Below are 24,567 nucleotides of genomic sequence, written 5' to 3' on the forward strand. Positions count from 1 at the left end.
CCGCGCACGCGCCGTGTAAAGCGCTGCGCGCGGCCCTGGGGTGTCCGGGCTTGGGAGAGAGTTCGTAATGCCGGAGCTGGTGTTCTTCCGTCGAGGCGAGGAAGTGCTGCGGGTGGCGGTGGACCGGGCGCGGGTGGTGCTCGGCCGGGGCGACTCGAGCGACGTGGCCATTCCGGATCCGGAGGTGAGCCGCCAGCAGGTGGCCCTCCTGTGGGACGGACAGAAGTGCCGCGTGGAGGACCTGTCCGGCAAGGGCACGAAGGTCGCGGGCGCCACGGTGGAGCGCGCGGACCTGCCCGACGGCGCGGACATCGAATTGGGCCAGTGGCGCGCGGTGTTCCGCCAGCACGGCGCCAGCGATGACGCGGACGCGGCCACGGAGGCCGGCAGCGCCACCGTCGTGCAGGGGCGCGACTCCCAGCGCTGGCAGGCCGCGCAGCTGCGCGTGAAGCAGGGCGGCACGGAGGCCGTGCACCGGCTCACCGGCGACAGCTTCACGGTGGGCAAGGACGCGGGCAACGACCTGGTGCTCCAGGACCGGTTCATCTCCGGCCGGCACCTGAAGGTCACCCGCCGCGACGGCGTCTTCCACGTCGTGGACCTGCGCTCCACCAACGGCACCTGGCTGGGGCCGGTGCGCCTCTTCGAGGCGGAGGTGACGCTGCCCACCACGCTGCGCGTGGGCGAGGCGGAGCTGATTCTTGAGGCCGTGCCCGCGGCGAAGAAGGAGGCGCAGGCCTTCCACGGCATCCTCGGGAGCGACCCGTCCGTGCGGCAGCTCACGGACCTCATCCAGCGCGTGGCGCCGTCCACCGCGGCCGTCACCATCCTGGGCGAGTCCGGCACGGGCAAGGAGCTGGTGGCGAACGCGCTGCATGCGTGCTCGCCGCGCGCGAACCGGCCGCTCATCCCGGTCAACTGCGCCGCCATCTCCAAGGAGTTGATTGAGAGCGAGCTGTTCGGCCACGAGAAGGGCGCGTTCACCGGCTCCGTGGGCGCGCGCAAGGGCGCCTTCGAGGAGGCGGACGGCGGCACGCTGTTCCTCGACGAGATTGGCGAATTGCCCCTGGACCTCCAGGCGAAGCTGCTGCGCGCGCTGGAGAGCGGCGAAATCAAGCGCGTGGGCGCCAGCCGCCCGCTGCACGTGGACGTGCGCGTGGTGGCGGCCACCAACCGCGACCTCCTGGCGGCGGCGCGCGAGGGCCGCTTCCGCGAGGACCTCTACTACCGCCTGTGCGTCGTGCCGCTGCACCTGCCGCCCCTGCGCAACCGCCGGGGAGACGTGGTGGCGCTGGCGGAGCACTTCGTGCGCACGTTCGCCCCGCGCGGGCAGACGGTGCGCTTCACCCCGGCGGCCTTGGACCGGCTCCAGCAGCACGCCTGGCCGGGCAACATCCGCGAGCTGCGCAACGTGGTGCACCGCGCGCTGCTCTTGCGCAAGGGGCCGTCCATCGACGCGAGCGACCTGTCCTTCGACCAGGAGGTCAACCGCGAGACGGGCATCACCGTGCCGGAGCTGCCGCCGGGCATGACGCTGGAGCAGATGCTGGAGAAGCTGGAGCGGCAGATCATCGAAACCGCCCTGCGCCGCTTCAACAACAACCGCGAGCGCGTGGCCCGAGAGCTGGGGCTCGCGCGCTCCACCCTCTTCAAGCGCCTGAAGGACTGGGGCCTGACGAAGCAGGACGAGCAGGAGTGACGTGAAGCCGGGCCCCTTCCGCCCTACCCGTTCCCGGGGTGGGCGGGGGCGCCCCAGGCGGAGTGCGGCGCCGGGTGCGCGTCCGTGCGCAGGTACCAGGGCACGCTGACCACCACCAGGCGCCGCTCGCCGGACAACAGCAGCGCGCTGCGCAAAAGCTCCGAGCGGCGGCCGTAGAGCATGGCCCGGTACCAGCGCCGCTCCAGCAACTCCGGCAGCACGATGGCCACGGTGCCCCCGGGCACCTCCTCCAGCAGCGCGTCCAGATAGTCCATCAGCGGCCACACCAGCACGCGGTACGGCGACCCCACGTGCACGAGCGGCGGAGGCGTCCGTCCCGCCTCCAGGAGCGGCTGCTGGACGAAGTGCTGCCACTGCGAGTCCAGCGCCGCCTCGTCGGTGTCACCGCTGCAGATGTGCACCGCGCGCACGTCGTCGCTCAGCGTCAGCGCGAAGCGCAGCGCCGTCTCCGACGCGTGGGACCAGCGGTCCACGGGCACCACGGCGACCATGGGCGACGGGGGCGTCAGCAGCAGGGGCCGCTTCAGCTCCGTCGCCTGCCGCGTGCGCGTGTACGCGGCGTGGACGCGCGCCAGCACCATGAGCCCCACGGGCACGAGGACGAACGCGGCCCAGCCGCCGTGCCTGAACTTGGACACGCCCACGATGCACAGCGTGAGCGCCGTCATCACCGCGCCCACGCCGTTGAGGGCCCGGCGCCAGCGCCAGCCCTCCTGTTCCCGGTGGCGGCCCCAGTGCACCACCATGCCCGCCTGCGACAGGGTGAAGGCCATCAGCGCGCCAATGGCGAACAGGGGGATGAGCCGGTCGGTGATGCCCCTGCACACGATGAGCAGCACGGCCGCGAGTCCGGACAGGGTGAGGATGCCGCGCGACAGCGCGAGCCTGCGGCCCCGGTGGGCGAAGCCCGGCGGCAGGTAGCGCTCGCGCGCCAGCACCTGGCAGACGAGCGGGAAGCCCGCGTAGCTGGTGTTCGCGGACAGCGCGAGCACGCAGAGGATGGCGGCCATGGCCACGAAGTAGAAGGCGCCGCGCCCCATCACCGCCGCGATGAGCTGCGACAGCACCGTCTGGTAGTTCGCGCCGTCGGGGTCCGTGGCGCCCACGCCGTACGCGCGGCACAGGAGCGCGATGCCCAGCAGCATCGTCACCAGCGTGCCCACGATGATGCCCAGCGTGGCGCGGGCGCGGCGGATGGTGGGGTCACGGAAGAGGGGCACGGCGTTGCTGATGGCCTCCACGCCCGTCATCGCCGTGCACCCGCTGGCGAAGGCGCGAATCACCAGCCACGCGCCCAGGGACGCGGTGGGCACCGCCAGGGGCGGCGGCTGCCGCACGGGCGCCGCCTCACCGATGGCCAGCTTGTAGAGCCCCACGGCCAGCACCACGCCCAGCGACGTGATGAAGAACCACGTGGGCACGACGAACGCGGCGCCCGCCTCGCTGACGCCGCGCAGGTTCACCAGGGTGAGCAGCGTCAGCAGGCCCAGGGTGATGGGCAGGGTGTAGGGCCGCAGGGCGGGGAGCGCGGACACCAGCGCGCCCGTGCCCGCGGAGATGCCCACCGCCACGTTGAGCAGGTAGTCCAGCATCAGCGCCGTCGCCGCGAGCAGCCCCGCGCCCCGCCCCAGGTTCTGCTTCGCCACCGAGTACGCGCCGCCGCCGCTGGGGTACGCGGCGAGGGTCTGCGCGTACGAGCCCGCGACGATCATCAACAGCCCCACGATGGTGGCGGTGATGGGCAGCAGCAGCCACACCCCCGAGGCCCCCAGCGGGCGCAGCACGGTGAGCGCGGCCTCCGGGCCGTACGCGGCGGAGGACAGCGCGTCCAGCCCCAGCAGGGCCACGCCGGTGAGGACGCCCGTCTTCTCCTGCCTCGCCTGGGCATTGGTGAGCGGGCGCCCCAGGAGCAGGTCCATCAGGCCGTGGCCCTGCTGGCGCCGGGGCATGAATGGCCTCCTGCGTCCGTACTCGGCCAGTTGAGCCATGGCGGCGTATCCCCCTGGGCCGGAAGGTGGGCACCGGATTCCGGACGAAACACGGCCCCCCGGTCGCATGCCCCCCAGGGCGATAGACCCTTTCGCGGGCCCGTTCGTTTCACGAAGGAGACACAGGAGACCATCCACCATGGGCCCGCACGCCGCCGTCCTCGCCTTCCCCACCCTGGATGACTTGTACGCCGAGTACCGTCCCCGGGCGCTGGCCATCGCCCGGCGCATCGTGGGGGACACCGACGACGCGGAGGACGTGGTGCAGGACGTCTTCCTGCGCCTGTCGCGGCAGCCCCCCGGCCTGGACGGGCGCGCCACGTGGACCACCTGGCTGCACCGGGTGATGGTCAACAGCAGCATCAACTGGCTGCGCTCCCGGCGCCGCCGCGAGCGGCTGACGCACGCACCGGAAGAGACCGTGTCGCCGGAGGCCCACGCCGTGGGCAAGCAGATGCAGCGCCACTTCCACGAAGCGCTGGAGGAGGTGAACCCCCAGCAGCGGCAGGTGCTCTACCTGCGCGAGGTGCGCGGCCTGGGCTCCGCCGAAATCGCCCGGCTCCTGCACATCCCCGAGGGCACCGTGAAGAGCGCCCTGCACCGGGGCCGCCAGCGCGCCCTCACCGTGATGGAGGAGCGCGGCCAGCGGCCCTGAGGCACGAAGCGTCTACTCGTCGCCCTTGCTGCCCACGAACTGGTCGCCCTTCTCCTTGAAGAGGAGGTTGAAGCTGGTGAGCGAGCCGTAGACGCGGGTGATGTAGCCCTGCATCTCCGCCTTCTCCGCGTCCGAGAGCTTGGGGTGCGCGTTGAGCTTCTGCTCCAGCACGCGGATGCGGTCGCGCACCATCGTGACCTTGTGGAACAGGTTGTCGATGGGCAGGTCCTTCGCTTGCAGCTCCGGGTTGCCCGGGACGAGCCGCACCGTGCCGCCCTCCCACTTGCCCGCGAGCGGCGGATCACTGAGGCCCGCCGCCTCCCGGAAGATGTCCATCAGCTCTTCGCGCGTCATGTTCAGCCCTTCCAGGTCCACCACCGCGCGCGGATCCGCGCGGTGGCGCACCACCACGGGCGCCACGCTGCGCGCGGGGCGCGTCCGGTTGCTCGAAACGAGGGGCGCCGCAGGGGCCGCGGAGCCCCGGGGCGCGTACTTGTCACAGATGGGCGCGGAGGGCGGGAACAGGCCGCGCGAGGTGTAGACGCGGCACGGCCCCACCCAGCCACGGTGGTCCTCGGAGTGCGGACTCCAGAGCTTGCAGTTGCCGCACACCCGTTCGTCGGGGCGGAAGGTGGGAAGAGGTCTGGGTCCCGCTCCCGCGTCCGACATGTCAGCGCGCCTCCTTGGCCACCGGCTTACCCTTGCGCACGTTGAGCTCGCGCAAGAGCGCGTCCGCGTCCTCGACCTGGTCGAGCTGCCACAGCAGGTAGCGCACGTCCACGTTGACGTTCCGGGCCACGTCCGGATTGTAGCCGAAGTCGTTCGCGACGTTCTCCCACACGCGGTCGAAGTTCACGCCGACCAGCTGCCCCTTGCCGTTCACCGTGGGGCTGCCGGAGTTGCCGCCCGTGGTGTCCGCGTCCGCCAGGAAGTCCACCGGCACGTCCTTCAGCCGGGGGTCCACCCACGTGCCGAACTTCTTCGCCGCCGCGGCCGCGCGCACCTTCTCCGGCGCGTTGAAGGGCTCCTCCCCCGTGTGCTTCTGCAGCATGCCCGTCAGCGTCGTCTGCGGCAGGTACAGCGCGCCGTCGCGCGGCGTGTAGCCCTGCACCTTGGCGAACGACACGCGCAGCGTGCTGTTGGCGTCCGGAGCAATGGGCTTGCCCGCCTGCGCCATCACCGCCTTGCGCCACGCCGGCCGCAGCCGCGAGGACGCGCCCTGGCGCCGGTCGCGCGTGTCATCCAGCGCGGCCAGCTCCTTCGCCAGCTCCATGCCGTACGCCAGCAGCGGGTCGCGCCGCGCGGCCAGCTGCCCCACGGACTCGTCCGCCATCTTCAGGCGCTCGGCGAGCGTGAACACCTTCGTGCCCGCGTAGAGCGAGTCGATCTTCGCGGTGACGTCCTTCTGCGAGTACGTCTTGCCGAACGTGGCATCCACGGCCGCGATGCGCGCGTCCGCGGGCAGCGCCTGCGCGCGCTTCACGAACGCGTGCAGCAGCGCCTTGTCCGCGGCGAGGAAGAGGTTCTTCTGCTCGCGCTCCAGGCGGTCCTTGGTGCGCGGCAGCTCGCGGTCCATGTACTCCGGGCGGCGCTCCAGGTCCGGCTTCGCGCGCTCCATGGCCAGCCGGGACACGGTGGTGGCCAGCGCGGGCCCGCGCGCCAGACGGCCGGCCATGTTCAGCAGGAACTCGCGGTCGAACGTCTTCGAGGATTCCTTCTGCTCCGCGAGCAGCGCCTCGCGGGCCTTGAGGGACTCGCCCCACTTCGCGCTGTCCTTCCGCGCCCAGGCGACGGTGGCGGCTTCCGCGTCGCGCTGCTTCTCCACGATGTGGCCGCGCTTCAGGCCCGCCAGCTGCCCGCCCGCGTTCTTGTAGACGTTGTGCAGGCCCTTGAGCTGCGAGGCCACGGCGATCTTCCCGGCGGGGTCCTTCTCCCCTTCCGCCTCCAGGATGCGGATGGCCTCGCCCAGCACGTCGCGGATGGCCGGGTAGTAGCGCGCCTGGCGCTCCGCCATCTCGTCCGCCAGCAGCGTGCGGAACGTGGTGCCCGGGTAGCCCAGCACCATCACGAAGTCGCCCGGCTTCACGCCCTCGGTGGACAGCGGGAAGAAGAACTCCGCCTTGTAGGGCACGTTCTTGTCGCTGTACGCGGCGGAGGCGCCGTCCGGCGCGGTGTACGCGCGGATGATGGCGAAGTCGCCGGTGTGGCGCGGCCACATCCAGTTGTCCTCTTCGCCGCCGTACTCACCCACGGCGCGCGGCGGCGCGTAGACCAGGCGGATGTCCTGCAGCTCCACGGCGTCCACCAGCGTGTAGTTCACGCCGCCGTCGAAGGTGGCCACCTGGCAGCGGGTGGCGGGGCGCTTCTCGCACTCGGCGACCAGCTCCTTCTGCTTGCGGTCAATGGCCTTGTAGCGCGCCAGGTCGTCCGCGCCCTGCGGCACGGCGCCGTTGATCTCCGCCGTCACGTCCTTGAAGCCGCGCGGCACCTGCACGCGCGAGCCCTTGCCCGGCAGCTCCTCCGACTGGCTCTTCGCGAGGAAGCCGTCGGTGATGAGGTCCTTCTGCGGGGAGCTGTGCTCCTGGATGATGGCGAAGGCGCAGTGGTGGTTGGTGATGATGAGGCCGGAGGCGGAGATGAACGACCCGGAGCAGCCGCTGGTGTTCACCGTGCCCGCCAAGAGGCCCGTGCCGCGCTTGGGGTCCCACAGCTTGCTGGGCGGCAGCTGGAGGCCCTGGGCCTTGAGCCAGGCGGGGCTCAGTTCCAGCACCTGCTGCGGGGTCCACTTCCCTTCCCCGGCGAAGGCCGGGGCTGCCACGAGCGAGAGGAGAAGGAGCGTCTTCTTCATGGTGCCCCATCCCTACCCCGTCCGCCGCCCCGGCGCGACCGTTCCGGTGTCCGGGGCGCGCGTTTTCGCGGAAGATGGAACGCGCTTGGATGTTCCGGTGTCCAGGCAGGAGGGGACCAGCGATGCGGACCGCGAGCGGGGCGACACTGGATTTCGGAAGGCTGGCGCTGCTGCTGCTCCTGATGGGGGCGTCCTGGTACTTCTGGTATTCGCCGGTGCTGTGGCCGGTGAAGGTGCTGGTGGTGATGATGCACGAGAGCGGGCATGCCATCGCCTCGCTGCTCGTGGGGGGCTCGGTGGACCGGGTGCACCTCCAGGTGAACGAGGGCGGCACCTGCTTCAGCCGCTTGCCGCCCGGCGTCATCAACCGCGTCATCGTGTCGTCCGCAGGCTACCTGGGCAGCGCGGTGGCGGGCGCGGCGCTGATGCTGGCCACCTTCCGATTCCGGCTGGGCCGCGCGGTGATGGGCGCGGCGTCCGTGTGGCTGGCGGTGATGGGCTTCTTCTACGCGGGTGACCTCTTCACCCTGGCCTTCTGCCTGGGCATGGCGCTGGCCATGGGGCTGGGCGCGCGCTTCCTGCCCACGGGCCTGGTGGACGCGCTCAACCTGTTCCTCGCGGCCTTCACCGCGCTCTACGTCGTCTTCGACTTGAGGGACGACCTGTGGAACAGCGCGGTACGCGCCCAGAGCGACGCGGCCATCCTCGCCAGTGAGACGTGGGTGCCGTCCGTCGTCTGGGCGGCCCTGTGGACGCTCCTGTCCCTGGCGCTGCTGGGCGTGTCCGCGTACTGGGCCATGCACGCGAAGCCTTCCGGCGGCGTGAAGATGCCGCCCATGGCCCGCGCGCGGCGGATATAGAATCGAACTCCTGAAATATCGCGCGAGGTTGCGTGAGTGACGACATCAATTTCACGACCGACAAGGCCAATACGGCCCCCAAAGCACTTCTATCCAGCAGTCCCAGACACTGCTCTAACCACAAAAAGCTGGCATATCCAGGAGCGTGGTACATTTCGGGTTGAAAGTGGAACACTCGACGCACTTAAGCAGGTTGATCTTGAGTGGTATGGACTGAACGCTGGCCAACCATACGACGAAAGCCATGAGTGGAGCTTTCATGAGTTTGGCCAGAATCGCACCGAGCGCTTCGTCGTAAAAGACCAAGACAATTCAATAGTGGCCATTTGGCTTGACCACAGCAAGACGATACTCGGTGATGCTTACCGACTAGACTTTTTCAAAATTCGCCCAGACAGGCAGCGCTGCGGCCTCGGCCAATTCGTCTTCGGACTAATTGGGTTTCGAGCGGGAGAAATCGGAGCAAGTCGCGTAGTTTTCCAGAGTCTTAACAACCCCAAGGCACTGGCCTTTTACAAAAGCGACAAAATAAGAGCAGTTGAGTGCACAGACTGGACAGTTCGTGCAGAACTCGCAAGCCTTCAGGTGCAGAAACCAGAACTCGCCAGACTGGAACAACTAATCGATGACTACCAAGTCCGATAACAATCCGCCCAACGAAGCCCTGGACATATCCGATGAGCCTATTGGGCTTTCAGCCACTGCGGCTGAATCTCCCCCTTCATCGAAACACCGCCAACCGCCGCCGCCTTCCCACCAACAAGCCATTGAACTACTGCGCAGCGCACGCAATGAGAGAAACAAAAAAGAAAGCAAACAACTACTAAGAAAGGCAGCAGAACTAGAACAACGCACGCTCAGGGAGGTTCAACAGGAGCCAGAACACAGCCTAATTGCCGAAATGGGTGCTAACGCAGCCCTCAACGGTGGAGATTTCCAACTTGCGGCAGAGCTTGCACACAGTGGACTGCGTGCAACGACCCCCCAACACCTACAATGGAATTTAATCAAATCCACAATCCAGGCCGACATTCTAAGCCATCTTCAACTTCTTGAACGAGAGTGGCCGCTGGCCTGGAAAACAGACGACAAAGACGACTCATTGGCTTTAACCATCACACCAGACAGTCGCCGGAAAATCACAGTCTGCCTAAGTCCAGATCACGAACGCACCGAAATCAAACAAGACAAAGCAAACATAACAATAACACTCCCCGTGGAGCCAATTTCCGAAAAAACGCTCTCAGGCATCATTGATGCCATTGAGTCATGGGAATCGCTCACACAAAAACCCAAGCCTATTTGGTGGGAGCGAAAGCTCGCAGGCAGGCCATTCATGGAACCATTTTACGCATGACAACTTCCGCTCGATATCGCGGTGTTTTTTCGCTCAACAGCGGCGATTCGGCCTCAGGATATTTCGAGATAGGGGCCGACGGAGAACTCGCCATCGAAATACACGGAACACTGCGCGCCGAAGAAGAGGCAATACTTGATTCTGACGCTGCAGTAACCATCGAAGGAGCAATCGCCGATAGCCCATTTCATGGCCATGCGCTAACACTCACAAATTGCCTTCGAACACAGCAGCGCTTCGGAATTGGAGGCACAAGCGAACGATGGTTTGTCGGCAGAGCTGTCATTGGTCGAAAAACCATCACAGCAACTACGGTTTTCGACAAAGTCGTTCTCGCTCTTAACGGGCTCACATCATTCATGCCGCCCCCACCACCGCTAGCGTCGGGCAACACAATCGCCATCAATCTACCTGAAGATGTAGAGCCGATCACCGTCTCCCGCCTCTCTCTACCACCTTGGGAGGTTTCGTTCATTTGGAAGACAACAGGAACTTGGGGGGACACTCAAATCCAGCTCGATAGGCACCCCTTCATTCATATTAACCTATCAACGGCGCTTACGCTCGACGAGATCTTGAATTCGGTTTCCCCCATATTCGAGTTAATGCTCACCATCGCACACCGTGCACACTCGAAAATCACGCATATCGCCGTCAACCCAACAGGCAGCAAGCACAGTTACGACGTTCTCAGTGCCCGCATTGCCCCTCCAAAGAAACAAGAAGGCATTGAAAGGAAACAACACCTCCTCGAAAAACAACAGCATCCCCTTGGACAGCTATTCACCCTCAACGACATTTCCAGCGACAGACTGGCCAATATCCAGAGACTATTCTCGACCCCCCCTGGATTCGTCGAAACATACCTGAGCTATGAGCGCTCGCCTGGGCGATACATTGAAGATCATTTGCGAACATCCACGCTCACTCTCGCACATCTCTCGCAGGCATTCCCCAACATGGCCCGAGAGGCACAACGGGACGCACGCGAAGCAATATTAAGCACATCCACGGCAGCCCATGCTTACCTGCCGCCAGAGAAACTTCTGGCAGTTCCCGCCTTCATTCGGCACCTTTTAACACCAACTATTCAGCGCCAGCTTGAAATTCAATCACCAATTGACTTTGAAGACCTTGTTGGCAGGGCGTTTCGCTGGGCTACATTGCGCGACGGCATTCCTGTTCCTGGCATCGAAATGGTACACACCAACCGAAAGCTGAGAGCATTAATTCACATGGCAGCGCTTCAGTTCGTTGGGTTCACCAAGGAAGATTGCGAGGCGCGACTACTTGAATCGATCAACTGGCGTGGTCTCTGACGGCCGATTCTAGTATCCAACATCCTTCTCTCAAGAAAAACGGAACTGCTGTCTAGCGAACTCCAGAAGGGTTGCGGCTGGTGAGGACCGACCTGTCTATGGCTGCTCCGTCGAGACGCTACGGTCAGATCTTCAAGGTACACGCCGGGGTGCCATGAAACACAAGTTTCAATCGACAGGCATTGGATTGAACTCCCAAAACACTGAGTACGGAACTTCAGCAGGGCGCGGTGCCGGCCAGGGGCTGATGTCATCGGCCTTCGGATTACCAGCACTTCCTGGCGTAGTCGGCCGTTGGAGTCTTCCGCGAGTTCTGGCATCAGGGATTTCCGGTTTATTGCAGTCCGGCGAGACTTGATTGGTGCTGGCTCGCGTTGAATAGCCCACATGGCAAAGCGCCCCTGGGCGGGGGAAAACCGGCCCCAATTCCACCGACAGACTTGCGCGGCGTCCCTCGGCCTCGTGGTCGCTGGCGCCAACACGAACGACTTCAAGCTGGCATACTCCACGCATGAATTGATTCCAGTCCGAAGTCCCCTGCCCGAGTCGAAGCCGTCATCAGACGCTGTGTGTCGACCTGCGGTATGCCTTCAGACCCGTGCGCGAGCTGGCCCTGGAGTAGGGCTTCAGGCTCCGGGCGCCGAGACGTCGCTCCAAGCTCAGCCTCAAGCGCGCACGGCGTCGACGCCCTTCGCCACGCGGGCTCGTCGAGAGAATCTCCTCCAGGCTCAACCGCTTCCGCCGGCTGCTAATGCGCAGGGAGAAGCGAGAAGACATCTATGTCGCGATGCTGTATTTCGCGCTGTGCATCATCACCTAGTGTCCTGAGTCAGAAATAAGCAACCAGCAGTGGCAGTCCTCGAGCGGACGGTGTTGTCTCGGGTCAGAATGACGACCGAGAAGACGCCGTCCGCAGCCTCCAGGCACGCCCTGAGCGTTGAAGAGCGTGAAGCGCTGGAGCGTTGGGCGCGCCGGCCGAAGACAGCGCAGGGGCTGGCGCTTCGCTCACGAATCATCCTGGCGAGTGCGGAGGGCGGCAGTGACATCGCCGTGGCCGCGCAGCTCAAGGTGACGCGGGGCACGGTGGGGCGCTGGCGTCGGCGCTTCCTGGACAAGAGGTTGGAGGGGTTGTTGGACGAGCCGCGACCGGGCGCGCCGCGCAAGATTCAGGATGCGCACGTCGAAGCGGTGGTGGCACGCACGCTGGAGAGCGTGCCCAAGGGGGCAACGCACTGGAGTACGCGTCTTTTGGCGACGGAGATGGGCATGAGCCAAAGCGCGGTGGCGCGCATCTGGCGCGCCTTTGGTCTCAAGCCGCACCGCGCCGAGACTTTCAAGCTCTCGAAGGACCCCCTCTTCGTTGAGAAGGTGCGTGACATCGTGGGCCTGTACATGAGCCCACCCGAGCGCGCGGTGGTGCTGTGCGTCGATGAGAAGAGCCAGATTCAGGCCCTGGACCGCACCCAACCCCTGCTTCCTCTGGGCCCTGGAATCGTGGAGCGCCACACGCACGACTACGTGCGCCACGGCACGACGAGTCTCTTTGCCGCGCTCGACACGCGCACGGGAGAAGTCCTTGGCCAATGCCACGCACGGCATCGGGCGCAGGAGTTCAAGAAGTTCCTCGACACCATCGACGAGCACGTGCCCACCCACCTTGAGGTGCACCTGGTGCTCGACAATCTCTCGACGCACAAGACGCCCGCCATCAAACGCTGGCTGCTCAAGCGCCCACGCTTCCACCTGCACTTCACCCCTACCAGCGCTTCCTGGCTCAACCTCGTCGAGCGCTGGTTTGGGCTGCTCACCGAGCGGCAACTGCGCCGGGGCACTCACCGCAGCACCCGTGCCCTCGAAGAGGCTATCAAGCGCTACATCGCCCACACGAACGACAACCCCAAGCCATTCGTTTGGACCAAGAGCGCCGACGACATCCTCGAGAGCCTCGCGCGCTACTGCCGCCGTATTTCTGACTCAGGACACTAGTTCCATTTGCTCCTACCGAAACACGCTTCTTTAGACATCCGGGCCTCTCGTCGTTGGCTGGTGCAGCCAGCCATCTCCGCGCCTCCAGCACTCCGCTACTTGCGCGGCCGCATCCGGAAGGCCACGAACGACGCCATGTCCGGGAAGCCGAAGTACGGGTTCTTCTGGCGGATGGCCTCCATCTGGGCCACCGGCACGTCCGCGTAGTCGTGTCCGGGGTACAGCCGCGCGGAGTCCGGCACCTTCGCCAGCACCTGCGACAGCGAGCGGTACATGTCCTCCGGGCTGCCCCCCGGGAAGTCGCACCGGCCGCAGCCGTTGATGAAGACCGTGTCCCCGGACACGAGCGCGTCCTCGGCCAGCAGGCAGTGCGAGCCCGGCGTATGCCCTGGCGTGTGCAGCGCATGGAACGTGCGCGCGCCCACCTGGACCGGGTCCCCCGCCTTCAGGGTCCGCAGCGCGTCCCCGCCCCGCTTGCGCAGGTCGCTGGAGAAGGCGACCTCCTCCGCCTGCGCGTACACCGGCACGTCGTGGCGCGACAGCAGCTCGTCCAGGCCGTTGATGTGGTCGCCGTGGCAGTGCGACACGAAGGCGCCCACCACGCGCTTGCCGTCCTGGGCCACCGCCGCCTCGATGGCCGGCACGTCCCACGCCGGATCCACCACCACCACCTCCGGGCCGTCCTGCGGCCCCACGAGGTAGACGAAGTTGTCCATCGGTCCGAGCTTGAGCTGACGCACGTACGGCGTGGGCATGATTGTCCTCCAGACGGCCACTCTACGCCCCAGGCTTGCCGCGCCGGGGCCAGTTCCCTTTGAATGCCACTTTTTGCTGCCCCATGCCGTCAGGAGGTCTCCGTCCGTGAAGCGCCTGCCCACCCTGCTCCTCTGCTCGCTCCTGGCCAGCGCGACCGCCTCCGCCGCCGGGCGGACTCCCTCCACCCTCCGCTACAAGCCCTCGGGGGATGACGAGCGCCCCGTCATCGTGGACGCCACCATCGGGCCCCAGGGCAGCGACTTCGCCATGCGGCTGAAGTTCAACAAGGACCCGTTCGGCGAGGAGTGCAAGCAGCGCTGCGCCAACGTCACCCTCTTCCTGGACACCGACTCCAGCACCCAGTCCGGCCTCCGCCTGTCCACCGACAAGGCCCCGGAGAACGGCGCCGACCTGGCGGTCGTCATCCAGGGCGTGCGGGAGTACAAGCGCCAGGACGCGCCCCCGGAGGTCGCCCTGCGGGTGAAGGTGCGCCAGCTGGGCTCGGACGCCACCAGCGCGGACGCGGGCGAGCTGCTCGCGGACCTGAACAACCGGCAGGATCCGGAGCGCATCCAGACGGACGGCACCACCGTGTACCTCCTGGTGGACGCCACCAGCGCGCTGCTGCCCTCCGCCCGCAAGGTGCGCGTCATCTACCACCCGCCGGGGAGCAAGGCGCTGACCGCCACCATCAACGGGATGGCCAGCGGCAGCTCCGGCCGGGGCGTGCAGATCTTCAAGCGCGGCAGCGGCAACTGGGGCCGCGCCCCGGACGCCGCGGAGGGCAAGAAGCCCCGCGCCAACACCACCGGCGACAACGGCTAGCCGCAAGCAGCCCGCCAGCCAGGCCAGGCCCTCGCTCCCTTCGGAATTCCGGGGGGTTGGCGGTGGGTTTCAAGCAGGCACAGGACTGTACGGACGTACAGAAGTCCCGCGTGGGAGACGACGCAACCTCCCGAATTCGTTCTCAATGTCAGAGGCCCATGGTAGTCCCGGCCATCTGACGTCGAGTGGCCGACCCGACTGGTAGTCGCAACGCGCACGGCGGCACGCCCGCGCGCCGCGTCACGAGCGGGACGGTCGGCCCGTGTGACACCCATCTGGATTCCATGACCATGCTCGCAGAAGCCGAAACGAAGTCGCGCAAGAAGCAGGGAGGCCCGGCAGGGGGCGGAGGCAAGGGAGGCGGCGGCGCGTCCGGCGCCGGTGGCGGCGGCGACGGTCTGCCCGCGGGCCTGGCCGAGGAAGCGCGCCGCCGGTACCTCAACTACGCCCTGTCGGTCATCACCTCGCGCGCCCTTCCGGACGTGCGGGACGGCCTCAAGCCGGTGCAGCGCCGCATCCTCTACGGCATGTGGAACGACCTGAACCTGTCGTTCGACACGAAGTACCAGAAGTGCGCGCAGGTCGTCGGCGCCATCATGGGCCGCTACCACCCGCACGGCGACACGGCCATCTACGACGCGCTGGTGCGCATGGCGCAGGACTTCTCCCTGCGCTACCCGCTGGTGGACGGGCACGGCAACTTCGGCTCGCTGGACGGCGACTCCGCCGCCGCCTACCGCTACACCGAGTGCCGCCTGGAGAAGCTGGCCACGGAGCTCTTGGGTGAGCTGGACAGCAAGACCGTCCGCTTCCGCCCCAACTACGACGGCACCCGCGAGGAGCCCGTCGTCATCCCGGCGCGCGTGCCGCAGCTGTTGATGAACGGCACCACCGGCATCGCGGTGGGCATGGCCACCAACATCCCGCCCCACCACCTGGGCGAGCTGGTGGACGCGCTCTTGGCGCTCATCAACAACCCGGAGCTGGAGACGAAGGACCTTCTGAAGTTCATCAAGGGTCCGGACTTCCCCACCGGCGGGCAGATCCTCAACGACAAGAAGGAGCTGCGCGAAATCTACGAGACGGGCCAGGGCTCCGTCCGCATCCGCGGCGAGTACAAGCTGGAGGAGCTCAAGCGCGGCGGTCAGATGATCGTCGTCACCTCCATCCCGTACACGGTGAACAAGTCCACGCTCGTCGCGAAGATTGGCGAGCTGGTCCGCGAGCGCAAGCTGCCGCTGATTACGGACGTGCGCGACGAGTCCACCAAGGACGTGCGCATCGTGCTGGAGCTCAAGAAGGACGCCAACCCCGAGCTGGTGATGGCGTACCTCTACAAGCACACGCCGCTGCAGACGAACTTCGGCGTGAACCTCACGTGCCTCGTGCCGTCGGACAACCCGGACGTCGGCACGCCCAAGCGTTTGGACCTCAAGTCCATCCTCCGCTACTTCCTCGACTTCCGCCTGGAGATCGTCACCAAGCGCTTCGAGCACGAGCTGGCGGAGCTCAAGCGGCGCGTCCACATCCTCGAGGGCTTCGAGAAGGCCTACGACGCGCTGGATGAGATCATCCGGATCATCCGCCAGTCCGAGGGCAAGCAGGACGCGGCCCAGAAGCTGATGGCGCGCTTCAAGATGGATGAGATCCAGGTGGACGCCATCCTGGAGATGCGCCTCTACAAGCTGGCCCGCCTGGAGATCCTCATCGTCCAGAAGGAGCTCAAGGAGAAGCGCGCGGAGATCAAGCGCATCGAGGGCATCCTCAAGGACGTGAAGAAGCGCTGGGCCGTCATCCACGACGAGCTGGCCGGCCTGAAGACGGCGTACACCGACAAGCGCCGCACGCGCATTGGCGGCGCCGGCTCCGAGGAGATGGAGTTCTCCGCGGAGGCGTTCATCGCGGACGAGGACGCCCACGTCGTGATCACGCGCGACGGGTGGATCAAGCGCGTGCGCGAGGTGAAGGACCCGTCCACCACGCGCCTGCGTGAAGGCGACGCGGTGATGGCGGTGCTCGCCGGCAGCCTGAAGGCGAACCTGGTGCTGTTCAGCAACTTCGGCACCGCGTACGTCACCCGCTTCAACGACGTGCCGGCCTCCACCGGCTACGGCGACCCGGTGCAGAAGCTGTTCAAGTTCGACGACGGCGAGCGCGTGGTGGGCGCCCTGTCCCAGGACGCCCGCCTGCCCCAGCCGGAGAAGCTGGTGGCGGTGACGCGCCAGGGCCTGGGCCTGCGCTTCCTGCTGGCGCCGCACACGGAAGTGTCCACCCGCGCCGGCCGCCGCTACGCGAAGACGGGCGAGGGCGACGAGATCATCGGCACGCAGCCGGTGGGCGACAAGGACCTGCTCGCCATCCTCACGGAGAAGACCAACGCCCTCGTCTGCAAGGTGTCGGAGGTCAATGAACTGGCCGGCCCGGGCAAGGGCGTCCAGGTCATCAAGGTGGACGCGGGCGACAAGGTGGTGGACTTCCTCGCGGCGCCGGCCAGTCAGAAGGACGCCACGCTGGAGTTCGAGACGCAGAAGGGCCGCAAGCTGCACCTGTCACCGGCGAAGTTCGGCGTGACGGGCCGCGGCGGCAAGGGCCATGAGATGTCCAAGCGCGACACGGTGAAGGAGGTGGCGAAGCCCGTCACCTTCGTGCCGCTGCCGGAGAAGAAGGAGTAGCGGGAAGGCCATGGCGACCAAGAAGGACACCTATACAGGCGCGGACATCCAGGTCCTGGAAGGCCTGGAGCCGGTGCGCAAGCGCCCGGCCATGTACATCGGGGGTACCGACAGCACGGGCTACCACCACCTCCTCTGGGAGATCGTCGACAACTCGGTGGACGAGGTCATCAACGGCTTCGCGTCCCTCATCGAGGTCACGCTCCACAAGGGCGGCAAGTCCATCACCGTCGTGGACAACGGGCGCGGCATCCCCGTGGACATGATGCCCAAGCACAAGAAGCCCGCCGTGGAGGTCATCCTCACGACGCTGCACGCGGGCGGCAAGTTCGAGCAGGGCAACTACATCCACTCGGGCGGTCTGCACGGCGTGGGCAGCTCCGTGGTGAACGCGCTCACCAGCAAGCTGCTCATCGAAATCAAGAAGGACGGCAAGCGCCACGTGCAGTCGTACGCGCGCGGCAAGGCCACCAGCGCCCTCAAGGTGGAGGGCCCGGCGCGCGGCACCGGCACGTCCATCACCTTCGAGCCGGACGCCGAAATCTTCGGTGAGAAGCAGAAGTTCGACGCGGCCCTGGTGCGCGAGCGCCTGGAGGCGAAGAGCTACCTGCACAAGGGGATGACGGTCGTCTGGAAGGACGAGACGGCCACGCCCCCCGTGTCGGAGACGTTCAAGCACGACGGCGGCATCGCCGAATACCTCACCAAGGTCGTGTCCGAGCGCCAGAAGCCCATCGTCCCCGCGGGCAGCACGCCGTTCTACTTCTCGCGCGACAACGAGGTCCGCCTGGAGGTGGCGCTGGCGTGGACGGAGGCCACGGACGAGCACATCCGCTCGTACGTCAACGGCATCCCCACGAACCTGGGCGGCACGCACGAAGCGGGCTTGAGGGCGGCCATCGTCAAGGCGATGCGCAACTACATCGAGACGCACGGCCTGACGCCCAAGGGCGTGTCGCTCACCGCGGAGGACATCCGCGAGGGCATCACCGCCATCCTCTCCGTGTACGTGGTGGAGCCCCAGTTCCAGGGGCAGACGAAGGGCCGCCTCAACAACCCGGAGACCACGGCGCAGGTGGACAGCGCCGTGCGCCCCGTGCTGGAGAAGTGGTTCAACGACAACAAGTCCATCGCGGAAGCGCTGCTGGCGCGCATCATCCTGGCCGCCCGCGCGCGTGAGGCGTCCCGCGCGGCCTCCGCCGCCATCAGCCGCAAGTCCGCGGTCAGCCACCGGCTGAACCTCCCCGGCAAGCTGGCGGACTGCTCGTCCACGGATCCGGCCTCAAGCGAGCTGTTCATCGTGGAAGGTGACTCCGCAGGCGGCTCCGCCAAGCAGGGCCGCGACCGGCGCACCCAGGCCATCCTCCCCTTGCGCGGCAAGGTGCTCAACGCGGAGCAGGCGTCCACCGACAAGGTGGCCACCAACAAGGAACTCCAGGACATCGTCAGCGCGCTGGGCTGCGGCATCGGGTCCGACTTCGACATCACGAAGCTACGCTACGGCCGCGTCTTCCTGCTGATGGACGCGGACAGCGACGGCCACCACATCGCCACGCTGCTGCTCACGTTCTTCTACCGTCACCTGCGTCCGCTCATCGAAGCGGGCGCGGTGCACATCGCCCAGCCGCCGCTGTACCGGGTGGACATTGGCAAGGAGACGTACTGGGCCCTGGATGAACCGGACCGCGACCGCATCATCCGCGAGAAGGCCAAGGGCAACGCCAAGCCCAACATCATGCGCTTCAAGGGTCTGGGCGAGATGACCGCGGACGAGCTGAAGACGACGACGCTGGATGCGAAGAACCGCATCAGCCTGCGCGTCACCATCGACAACGCGCTGGAGACCGACCGCATCATCAATGACCTGATGGGCAAGGACGTCTCGGCGCGTTACAAGTTCATCACCGAGATGGCGGGCGAGGTCCAGGAGCTGGACGTCTGAGAAAACGGGAGTCCCCGCACACCCGGGACGGGCGCTTTTCCGTCCCGGGTGGGGCATTGGTCTTCCGCCCCTCCGGTCGGCTAGCATCCGCCGAATCGTGAACACCACCCGCCTTGCCCTGACTGTCGCGCTCGCCTGCGTGCTGAGCGCTCCCGCCGCGGACGCCGCCACCAAGCGGAAGACCGCCGCGAAGAAGAAGCGCCCCGCCGCCACCAAGAAGGTGCCCGCGGCCGTCCCCGAGGACACCTTCACCCCGCCCGAGGACGCGGTCCCCCGTTCCGACGCGCCGGTGGAGCCCAAGGCGGCCACCCAGGTCCCCGTCACTCCCGCGGCCCCGCAGAAGATGGCGGACGTGCCGGCCCAGATTGTCCGCGCGGCGCCGTCCAACGCGGTGGCGATTTTCGGCGTGGCCCGGCAGTCGGCCGCGACGGACTCCGCGGCGAAGCTGGAGGACACGCTCAACCGGAAGCTGGCGGGCGCGGGCGACATCCAGTTCGTGGACCTGGCCACGGCCTTCCCGCCGCCGGAGCCCCAGGCCAACCCGCGCGGTGACGCCCTCTTCGACGAGGGCCGCGCGGCGTACGACAACCTGGATCCGGACACCGCGGCGGTGAAGTTCAAGGCGGCCGCGGACGCCTACGTGCAGCGCCCCGGCGACCTGCGCCCGGAGAAGCTGGGTGAGACGTACCTCTTCCAGGGCGCGTCCCAGCTGCTCAACGGCGACGTGGCGGGCGCGAAGGCGGCCTTCACGAACGCGCTGCTGGCGGAGCCGTCGCTGCGCCCGGACGCGGCCCTCTTCGGCCAGGACGTGCAGCGGGTGTTCTCCGAGGCCCAGGGCGAGCTGAACGCGGCGCCGCAGGGCTCGCTGGTGGTGAACTCCCAGCCGCAGGGCGCGCGCGTGCTGGTGCGCGGCCGCGAGGTGGGCACCACGCCGCTGTCCGGCGCGAAGCTGGCCCCGGGCCACTACCCCGTGCAGGTGGTGCTGCCCGGCTACGCCCCGTTCGCGACGTACGCGGAGGTGAAGCCGTCCGCCCCCACGGAGCTGAAGACGAAGCTGGCCCCCGCGCCCGGCCTGTCCGCGCTGCGTGACGCGGCGGCGAAGGCCGGCACGGAGGCCGCCTTCGACGCGAACGGCACGCCGCCGGAGGTGGGCGCCATCGGCGAGCGGCTCAACGCGCGCTACGTGGTGCTGGCCGCCACGTTCCAGGACAAGAAGGGCCGGCTGCACGGCGAGGTGCAGGCGTGGGACCTGCGCACGAAGAACCGCCTGCGCGGCGTGGAGGTGGACTTCGGCAAGCGCGACGGCAAGGGCAGCGCGGACGCCGCGGCGGATCAGCTGCACACCTTCCTCGCGGGCGCCGCCCTGCCGCGGAACGCCAAGGAGGAGAAGGAGTCCGTGTCCTCCAGCGACTCCGTGCTGCGCAAGCCCTGGTTCTGGGCCGCGGCGGCGGGCGTGGCGGCTGTCACGGCCGGTGTCGTGTACGTGGCCACCACGGACCGCGGCCAGGGCTTCAACCCGGTGAATGGTCTGCCCGGTGGAATTTCCTTCTAGGCCGGGCGTCAAGCGCACAGGACTCCTCATGAAAGCCCTTCCGCTCGCGCTCGTCTTGCTGCCCGCCCTGGCGTTGTCGGCCCCGCCCGCGTCGGGCCGGATCTCCGCGCTGCTCATCCCCATGGACCCGTCGTCCGAGTCCTCGGGGGTGCAGATGGAGAGCTACATGAACGACGCGCTCGGCAACTTCGCCAACTACGCCGTGCGCAAGCCGCGCGACCTGTTCGGCCTGCCGGACGACCCGGCCGCGCAGGCGTCCTTCGCGCGCGCGAAGAAGGGCTACGAGGAGAGCGTCAAGGCCTTCGAGGCGCGCGAGTACGAGGACGCGGAGCGCAAGGTGCGCGCCACCCTCAAGGAGCTGGAGGGCTCCGTCGCGTCCATGACGTCGTGCTTCCCGCTGTGCGACGCGCTGGCGCTGCACGGCGCCATCCTCCAGCTGCGGGGCGACGTGGAGGAGGCGAAGCTGCTGCTCATCGACCTGATGGCGCTCAACCCCACCTTCGAGCTGAACCCCAAGCGCTTCAGCCGGGACTTCATCAGCCTGCGCGTGCAGGTGGCGACCAGCCGCACCTCGCAGCTGCGCGGCAGCGCCACCTTCAAGTCCCGGCCCGCGGGCGCCCGCGTGTACGTGGACGGCGAGGCGGTGGGCTACACCCCGCTCACCCTGCCCACGCTGCCGGTGGGCAAGCACCTGGTGCGCATGGAGCGGCCGGGCTTCCGGCAGTACGGGCAGATCACGGAAGTGACGCCGGACGACGTGGACGTCACCGCGGTGCTGGCGCCGACGGCCACCTACAAGGCCTATGACGCCCAGCTGGACAAGGTGATTCCGGACGTGTCGCGCCCCAGCGACAAGCCGGCCAACGCCATCGTCGCGCTGCTCAAGTCCCTGAGCCTGGACCGGGCCATGGTGGGCACCGTGCGCGTCATCCCGGAGCGCGGCACGGAGCTGTCCGTGGGCTACTTCGACGTGAAGAACGGCAAGCGGATGGGTTCGCGCAAGCTGGTGCTCCAGGGTGACGAGTACGGCCAGCTCAAGTTGGAGATGGAGCGCGTCGTCAACCATATCCTCAACAGCGAGGGTGAGCAGGTCGTGAAGAAGCGCGACCCGCTGGACAACCGCAGCGGCGCGGAGGACTGGGGTTCCGAGGACCGGGGTGGCAACTCCCGACAGTCCGTCAAGAAGCACTCCGGGGAGGACCCGCTGGACGACGTGTCGGGTACCGAGGACTGGTGACACGCGGCGCTTGTCCCGGGACGGCTCGCACCTAGAGTCCCGGGCCGTATGCGCCAACTGCCGCTGCTCGCCCTCCTCCCCAGCCTCGCGCTCGCCCAGACGGGCACCGTCGACCAGTCCTCCGTCCCGCCCCGGGGCGTGACGCTGCCGCCCACCAACGCGGCCCTCATCGACGAAGCGCCCGCGCTGTCCCTCAACCCCGCCGGCCTGGGCTTCCAGGACGCGGGGCAGCTCTTCTACCTCCACGAGCGCAACCTCCAGTCGGACTCGGTGGGCGACGCCGTCTTCCTGGGCACGCGCCTGTTGGGCCTGGGGGCGGGCTTCTCCCTGGAGTGGATCCGTGGGGAGAACACGCCGGACTACCGCAAGACGTCCTTCGGCCTGTCGCTGGGGCCGCGCACGCTGCAGCTGGGCGCCGCGCTGCACGACTTCAGCAGCTCGGATGACGCCCGCATCAGCGGACTGACGAGCTGGGACGTGGGCCTCACCGCGCGCCCCTTCCGCTTCCTGTCGCTGGCCGCGGTGGCCAGGGACCTGAACGCCCCGGAGCAGGACGGCCTCAAGCTGCCGCGCCGCTACAACTTCGGCCTGGGCCTGCGCCCGCTGGGCGAGCGCTACACGCTGGGCGTGGACTGGCTCTTCGCGGAAGGAGGCTTCCGGGAGGGACAGGCCACGTACACGCTCCAGGCGGAGGTGGTGCGCGGCATCCGGCTGGGCGGTGGCCTGTCCCACGGCTTCGTCAGCGGCATCCCACTGGCGCTCCAGTTCGCGGCCACGGTGGACCTGGGCCACGCGGGCCTGACGTACGCGGCGGGCGGCGCCGGCGAGGGACTGGACCACGTGCTGCAGGTGCGCCTGTCCTCGGAGCGCTACCGCTCCCTGCACGGCGGCGGCGGCGTGGTGGCGCTCCTGGACCTGGACGACATGCTCGCGGGCGGCGTGAGCCCCGCGCTGGCCCTCCTGGGCGTGAGCGAGGTGGACCCGTACCTGCGCCTGATGAAGTTCCTGGACCTGGCCACGCGCGACGAGCGGCTCAAGGGCGTGGTGGTGAAGATGGAGGGCCTGCCCGGCGTGGGCTGGGGCACGGCGGAGGAGCTGCGTCAGTCGCTGCTCAAGCTGCGCGAGGCGGGCAAGAAGGTCGTCGTGGTGATGCTGTCCGGGGATGACCGCAGCTACCTGGTGGCGTCCGCGGCGGACAGCGTCTACGCGCTGACGGAGGCGTCGCTGCCCATCAACGGCCTGTCCGCCACGGTGACATCGCTGGGCGGCACCATGGAGAAGCTGGGCGTGCACTGGGACGTCGCGCGCGTGGGCGAGTACAAGACGGCGATGGAGCAGTTCACCCGCTCCGACATGAGCCCCGCGGAGCGCGAGACGCTGGACGCGTACCTGGACTCCCAGGTGACGCACTACGAGAAGGCCGTGGAGGCCGGGCGCAAGCTGCCCCCGGAGCGGCTGCGCGCGGCGTGGGCCCAGGGCATCCTGTCCTCGAAGCGGGCGCAGGCGGCGGGACTGCTGGACGGCGTGGTGTCCGCGACGGAGCTGGACGCGCGCGTCAAGGAGTGGTTCCCGGGCATGCGCTACCACCCGTCGTACTCGCCGCGCGAGGAGCGCGAGGACCGCTGGGGCCTGCGCCGCCGCATCGCGGTGGTGCCGGTGCTGGGCGACATCACCGGGGGCCGCAGCCGCGAGGACCCGCTGGGCTTCGCGCAGCTGGCGGGCGCGGAGACGGTGGTGCGCGCGCTGCAGCAGGCGCAGGAGGACCCGTCCGTGGTGGCCATCGTCCTGCGCGTGGACTCGGGCGGCGGCGACGTGCTGGCGTCGGACCTGATGTACCGCGCGGTGCTGGAGGCGAAGAAGCACAAGCCCGTCGTCGCCTCCATGGGCGACGCGGCGGCCTCCGGCGGCTACTACGCGGCGGTGGCGGCGGATGAAGTGCTGGCGGAGCCCACCACGCTGACGGGCAGCATCGGCGTCTTCTACCCGAAACCCGCGCTGGAGGGCCTGGGCGCGAAGCTGGGGGTGAACCAGGAGACGCTCAAGCGCGGCGACCTGGCGGACCTGCTGGAGTGGTGGAAGCCGTGGACGCCGGAGCAGGCGGCCGCGGTGCAGACCTGGGTGGACGACTCCTACGACACGTTCATCACGGAGGTCGCCCGCAACCGGAAGATGGACAAGGCCAAGGTGGACGCCGTGGCGCGGGGCCGGGTGTGGAGCGGCACGGACGCGCTCGCCCGGGGGCTGGTGGACGGGCTGGGCGGCCTGCCGGAGGCCGTGGCGTCCGCTCGCAAGCGCGCGAAGGTGCCCCCCGCGGAGGAGCTGGACCTGGACGTCATGGGGGACGCGCGCGGCTTCCTCTCCGGGCTGGGCGGCGAGCCCGGCGTGCACGCGCTGGCGGGGGTGCTCCTGCCGGAGCTGCCGGCCCGGCCGCCGGAGACGCTGGCGGTGCTTGCCCGGGAGCTGGGCCTGGGGTCGCCCGAGCTCCTGCGCCCCGGACTGAAGGCCATGATGCCCTTCCGCGTGCGCATCCGCTGAAGGGCCCCCGAGGCCTGGAGGCCGGGCCGGCGAGGTCGCCCGGTGGACAACCCACGCGCACGGGCGGCGAAATTGCGGGCACCCCGTCCAGGCCGTCTGTTAGGGTGGTGAGTGCCTCCCGGCCGGCGCTAGGGCCGTCGGGGGGCTTCAGGAACCGGCGGTTTCGGCCTTCTCGCAGGCCCCGCGTCCGGCTTCCTGTCCCAAAACCTGCTTCCTGACGTCCCCGGCGGCCCCTCGAGGCCGCCGCCCTCAAGGGCCGTCACGCGTGGAGCCCCATGAGCGAGAATTCCGACAACCCCGAGACCCGCAACCCGC

The 24,567-nt window shown here is 68.0% G+C and carries 16 protein-coding genes; 12 read left to right on the plus strand and 4 right to left on the minus strand.

What is annotated here, in order from left to right:
* Positions 1-67: 67 nt before the first annotated feature.
* Complete coding sequence (locus D7X96_RS25465; protein ID WP_120548047.1) at positions 68-1,699, plus strand: sigma 54-interacting transcriptional regulator; 1,632 nt, start codon at positions 68-70, stop codon at positions 1,697-1,699.
* Between the two features lie 23 nt (positions 1,700-1,722).
* On the opposite strand, the gene D7X96_RS25470 is transcribed toward D7X96_RS25465, so the two are convergent.
* Positions 1,723-3,669 (minus strand): APC family permease, encoded by a 1,947-nt coding sequence (locus D7X96_RS25470; protein WP_121770945.1) that lies wholly within the window; start codon positions 3,667-3,669, stop codon positions 1,723-1,725.
* Between the two features lie 178 nt (positions 3,670-3,847).
* Here D7X96_RS25470 and D7X96_RS25475 point away from each other — a divergent pair, with 178 nt between their 5' ends.
* Positions 3,848-4,363: an RNA polymerase sigma factor gene (locus tag D7X96_RS25475; protein ID WP_120548045.1), complete on the plus strand. Its 516-nt coding sequence runs from the start codon at positions 3,848-3,850 to the stop codon at positions 4,361-4,363.
* A gap of 12 nt (positions 4,364-4,375) precedes the next feature.
* Here D7X96_RS25475 and D7X96_RS25480 read toward each other — a convergent pair whose 3' ends face one another.
* Positions 4,376-5,032, minus strand: coding sequence for a DUF8685 domain-containing protein (locus D7X96_RS25480; RefSeq protein WP_121770946.1), 657 nt, complete (start codon positions 5,030-5,032; stop codon positions 4,376-4,378).
* Position 5,033: 1 nt separating this feature from the next.
* Positions 5,034-7,211 carry a S46 family peptidase gene (locus tag D7X96_RS25485; protein WP_120548043.1) on the minus strand — a complete coding sequence of 726 codons (2,178 nt, stop codon included), beginning with the start codon at positions 7,209-7,211 and terminating at the stop codon, positions 5,034-5,036.
* A 122-nt stretch (positions 7,212-7,333) separates the two neighbouring features.
* Between D7X96_RS25485 and D7X96_RS25490 the strand changes: the two genes are divergently transcribed.
* The 4 genes from D7X96_RS25490 (at position 7,334) to D7X96_RS25495 (ending at position 12,733) form a co-directional block, all read left to right on the plus strand.
* Positions 7,334-8,071 carry a M50 family metallopeptidase gene (locus D7X96_RS25490; protein ID WP_121770947.1) on the plus strand — a complete coding sequence of 246 codons (738 nt, stop codon included), beginning with the start codon at positions 7,334-7,336 and terminating at the stop codon, positions 8,069-8,071.
* A gap of 625 nt (positions 8,072-8,696) precedes the next feature.
* Positions 8,697-9,428, plus strand: a complete 732-nt coding sequence (locus D7X96_RS39650) for a hypothetical protein (RefSeq protein WP_147468394.1) — start codon at positions 8,697-8,699, stop codon at positions 9,426-9,428.
* On the plus strand, positions 9,341-10,747 hold the full coding sequence (locus D7X96_RS39655) for an ApeA N-terminal domain 1-containing protein (protein ID WP_147468395.1): 1,407 nt from the start codon (positions 9,341-9,343) through the stop codon (positions 10,745-10,747). Before D7X96_RS39650 ends, D7X96_RS39655 begins: the two co-directional genes overlap by 88 nt.
* Before the next feature lie 888 nt (positions 10,748-11,635).
* On the plus strand, positions 11,636-12,733 hold the full coding sequence (locus tag D7X96_RS25495) for an IS630 family transposase (protein WP_121770949.1): 1,098 nt from the start codon (positions 11,636-11,638) through the stop codon (positions 12,731-12,733).
* Positions 12,734-12,828: 95 nt separating this feature from the next.
* Here the strand turns inward: D7X96_RS25495 and D7X96_RS25500 are convergent, their stop codons facing one another.
* Positions 12,829-13,488 carry an MBL fold metallo-hydrolase gene (locus D7X96_RS25500; protein WP_120548041.1) on the minus strand — a complete coding sequence of 220 codons (660 nt, stop codon included), beginning with the start codon at positions 13,486-13,488 and terminating at the stop codon, positions 12,829-12,831.
* A gap of 106 nt (positions 13,489-13,594) precedes the next feature.
* Here D7X96_RS25500 and D7X96_RS25505 point away from each other — a divergent pair, with 106 nt between their 5' ends.
* From D7X96_RS25505 to sppA, 6 genes are all read left to right on the plus strand, one after another.
* Positions 13,595-14,314, plus strand: coding sequence for a hypothetical protein (locus D7X96_RS25505; RefSeq protein ID WP_120548040.1), 720 nt, complete (start codon positions 13,595-13,597; stop codon positions 14,312-14,314).
* 290 nt (positions 14,315-14,604) lie between these two features.
* Positions 14,605-16,986, plus strand: a complete 2,382-nt coding sequence (locus tag D7X96_RS25510; RefSeq protein ID WP_199746894.1) for a DNA gyrase/topoisomerase IV subunit A — start codon at positions 14,605-14,607, stop codon at positions 16,984-16,986.
* Positions 16,987-16,996: 10 nt separating this feature from the next.
* A complete protein-coding gene (locus D7X96_RS25515) occupies positions 16,997-18,928 on the plus strand; it encodes a DNA gyrase/topoisomerase IV subunit B (RefSeq protein WP_120548038.1) in 1,932 nt (643 codons plus the stop codon).
* A 97-nt stretch (positions 18,929-19,025) separates the two neighbouring features.
* On the plus strand, positions 19,026-20,480 hold the full coding sequence (locus tag D7X96_RS25520) for a PEGA domain-containing protein (protein ID WP_244219715.1): 1,455 nt from the start codon (positions 19,026-19,028) through the stop codon (positions 20,478-20,480).
* A gap of 28 nt (positions 20,481-20,508) precedes the next feature.
* Positions 20,509-21,717 carry a PEGA domain-containing protein gene (locus tag D7X96_RS25525; RefSeq protein ID WP_120548036.1) on the plus strand — a complete coding sequence of 403 codons (1,209 nt, stop codon included), beginning with the start codon at positions 20,509-20,511 and terminating at the stop codon, positions 21,715-21,717.
* Positions 21,718-21,765: 48 nt separating this feature from the next.
* Complete coding sequence (gene sppA / locus D7X96_RS25530; RefSeq protein WP_121770948.1) at positions 21,766-24,252, plus strand: signal peptide peptidase SppA; 2,487 nt, start codon at positions 21,766-21,768, stop codon at positions 24,250-24,252.
* Positions 24,253-24,567: the final 315 nt, after the last annotated feature.

The sequence above is a fragment of the Corallococcus interemptor genome (assembly GCF_003668875.1).
In the GTDB taxonomy this organism is placed as follows: domain Bacteria; phylum Myxococcota; class Myxococcia; order Myxococcales; family Myxococcaceae; genus Corallococcus; species Corallococcus interemptor.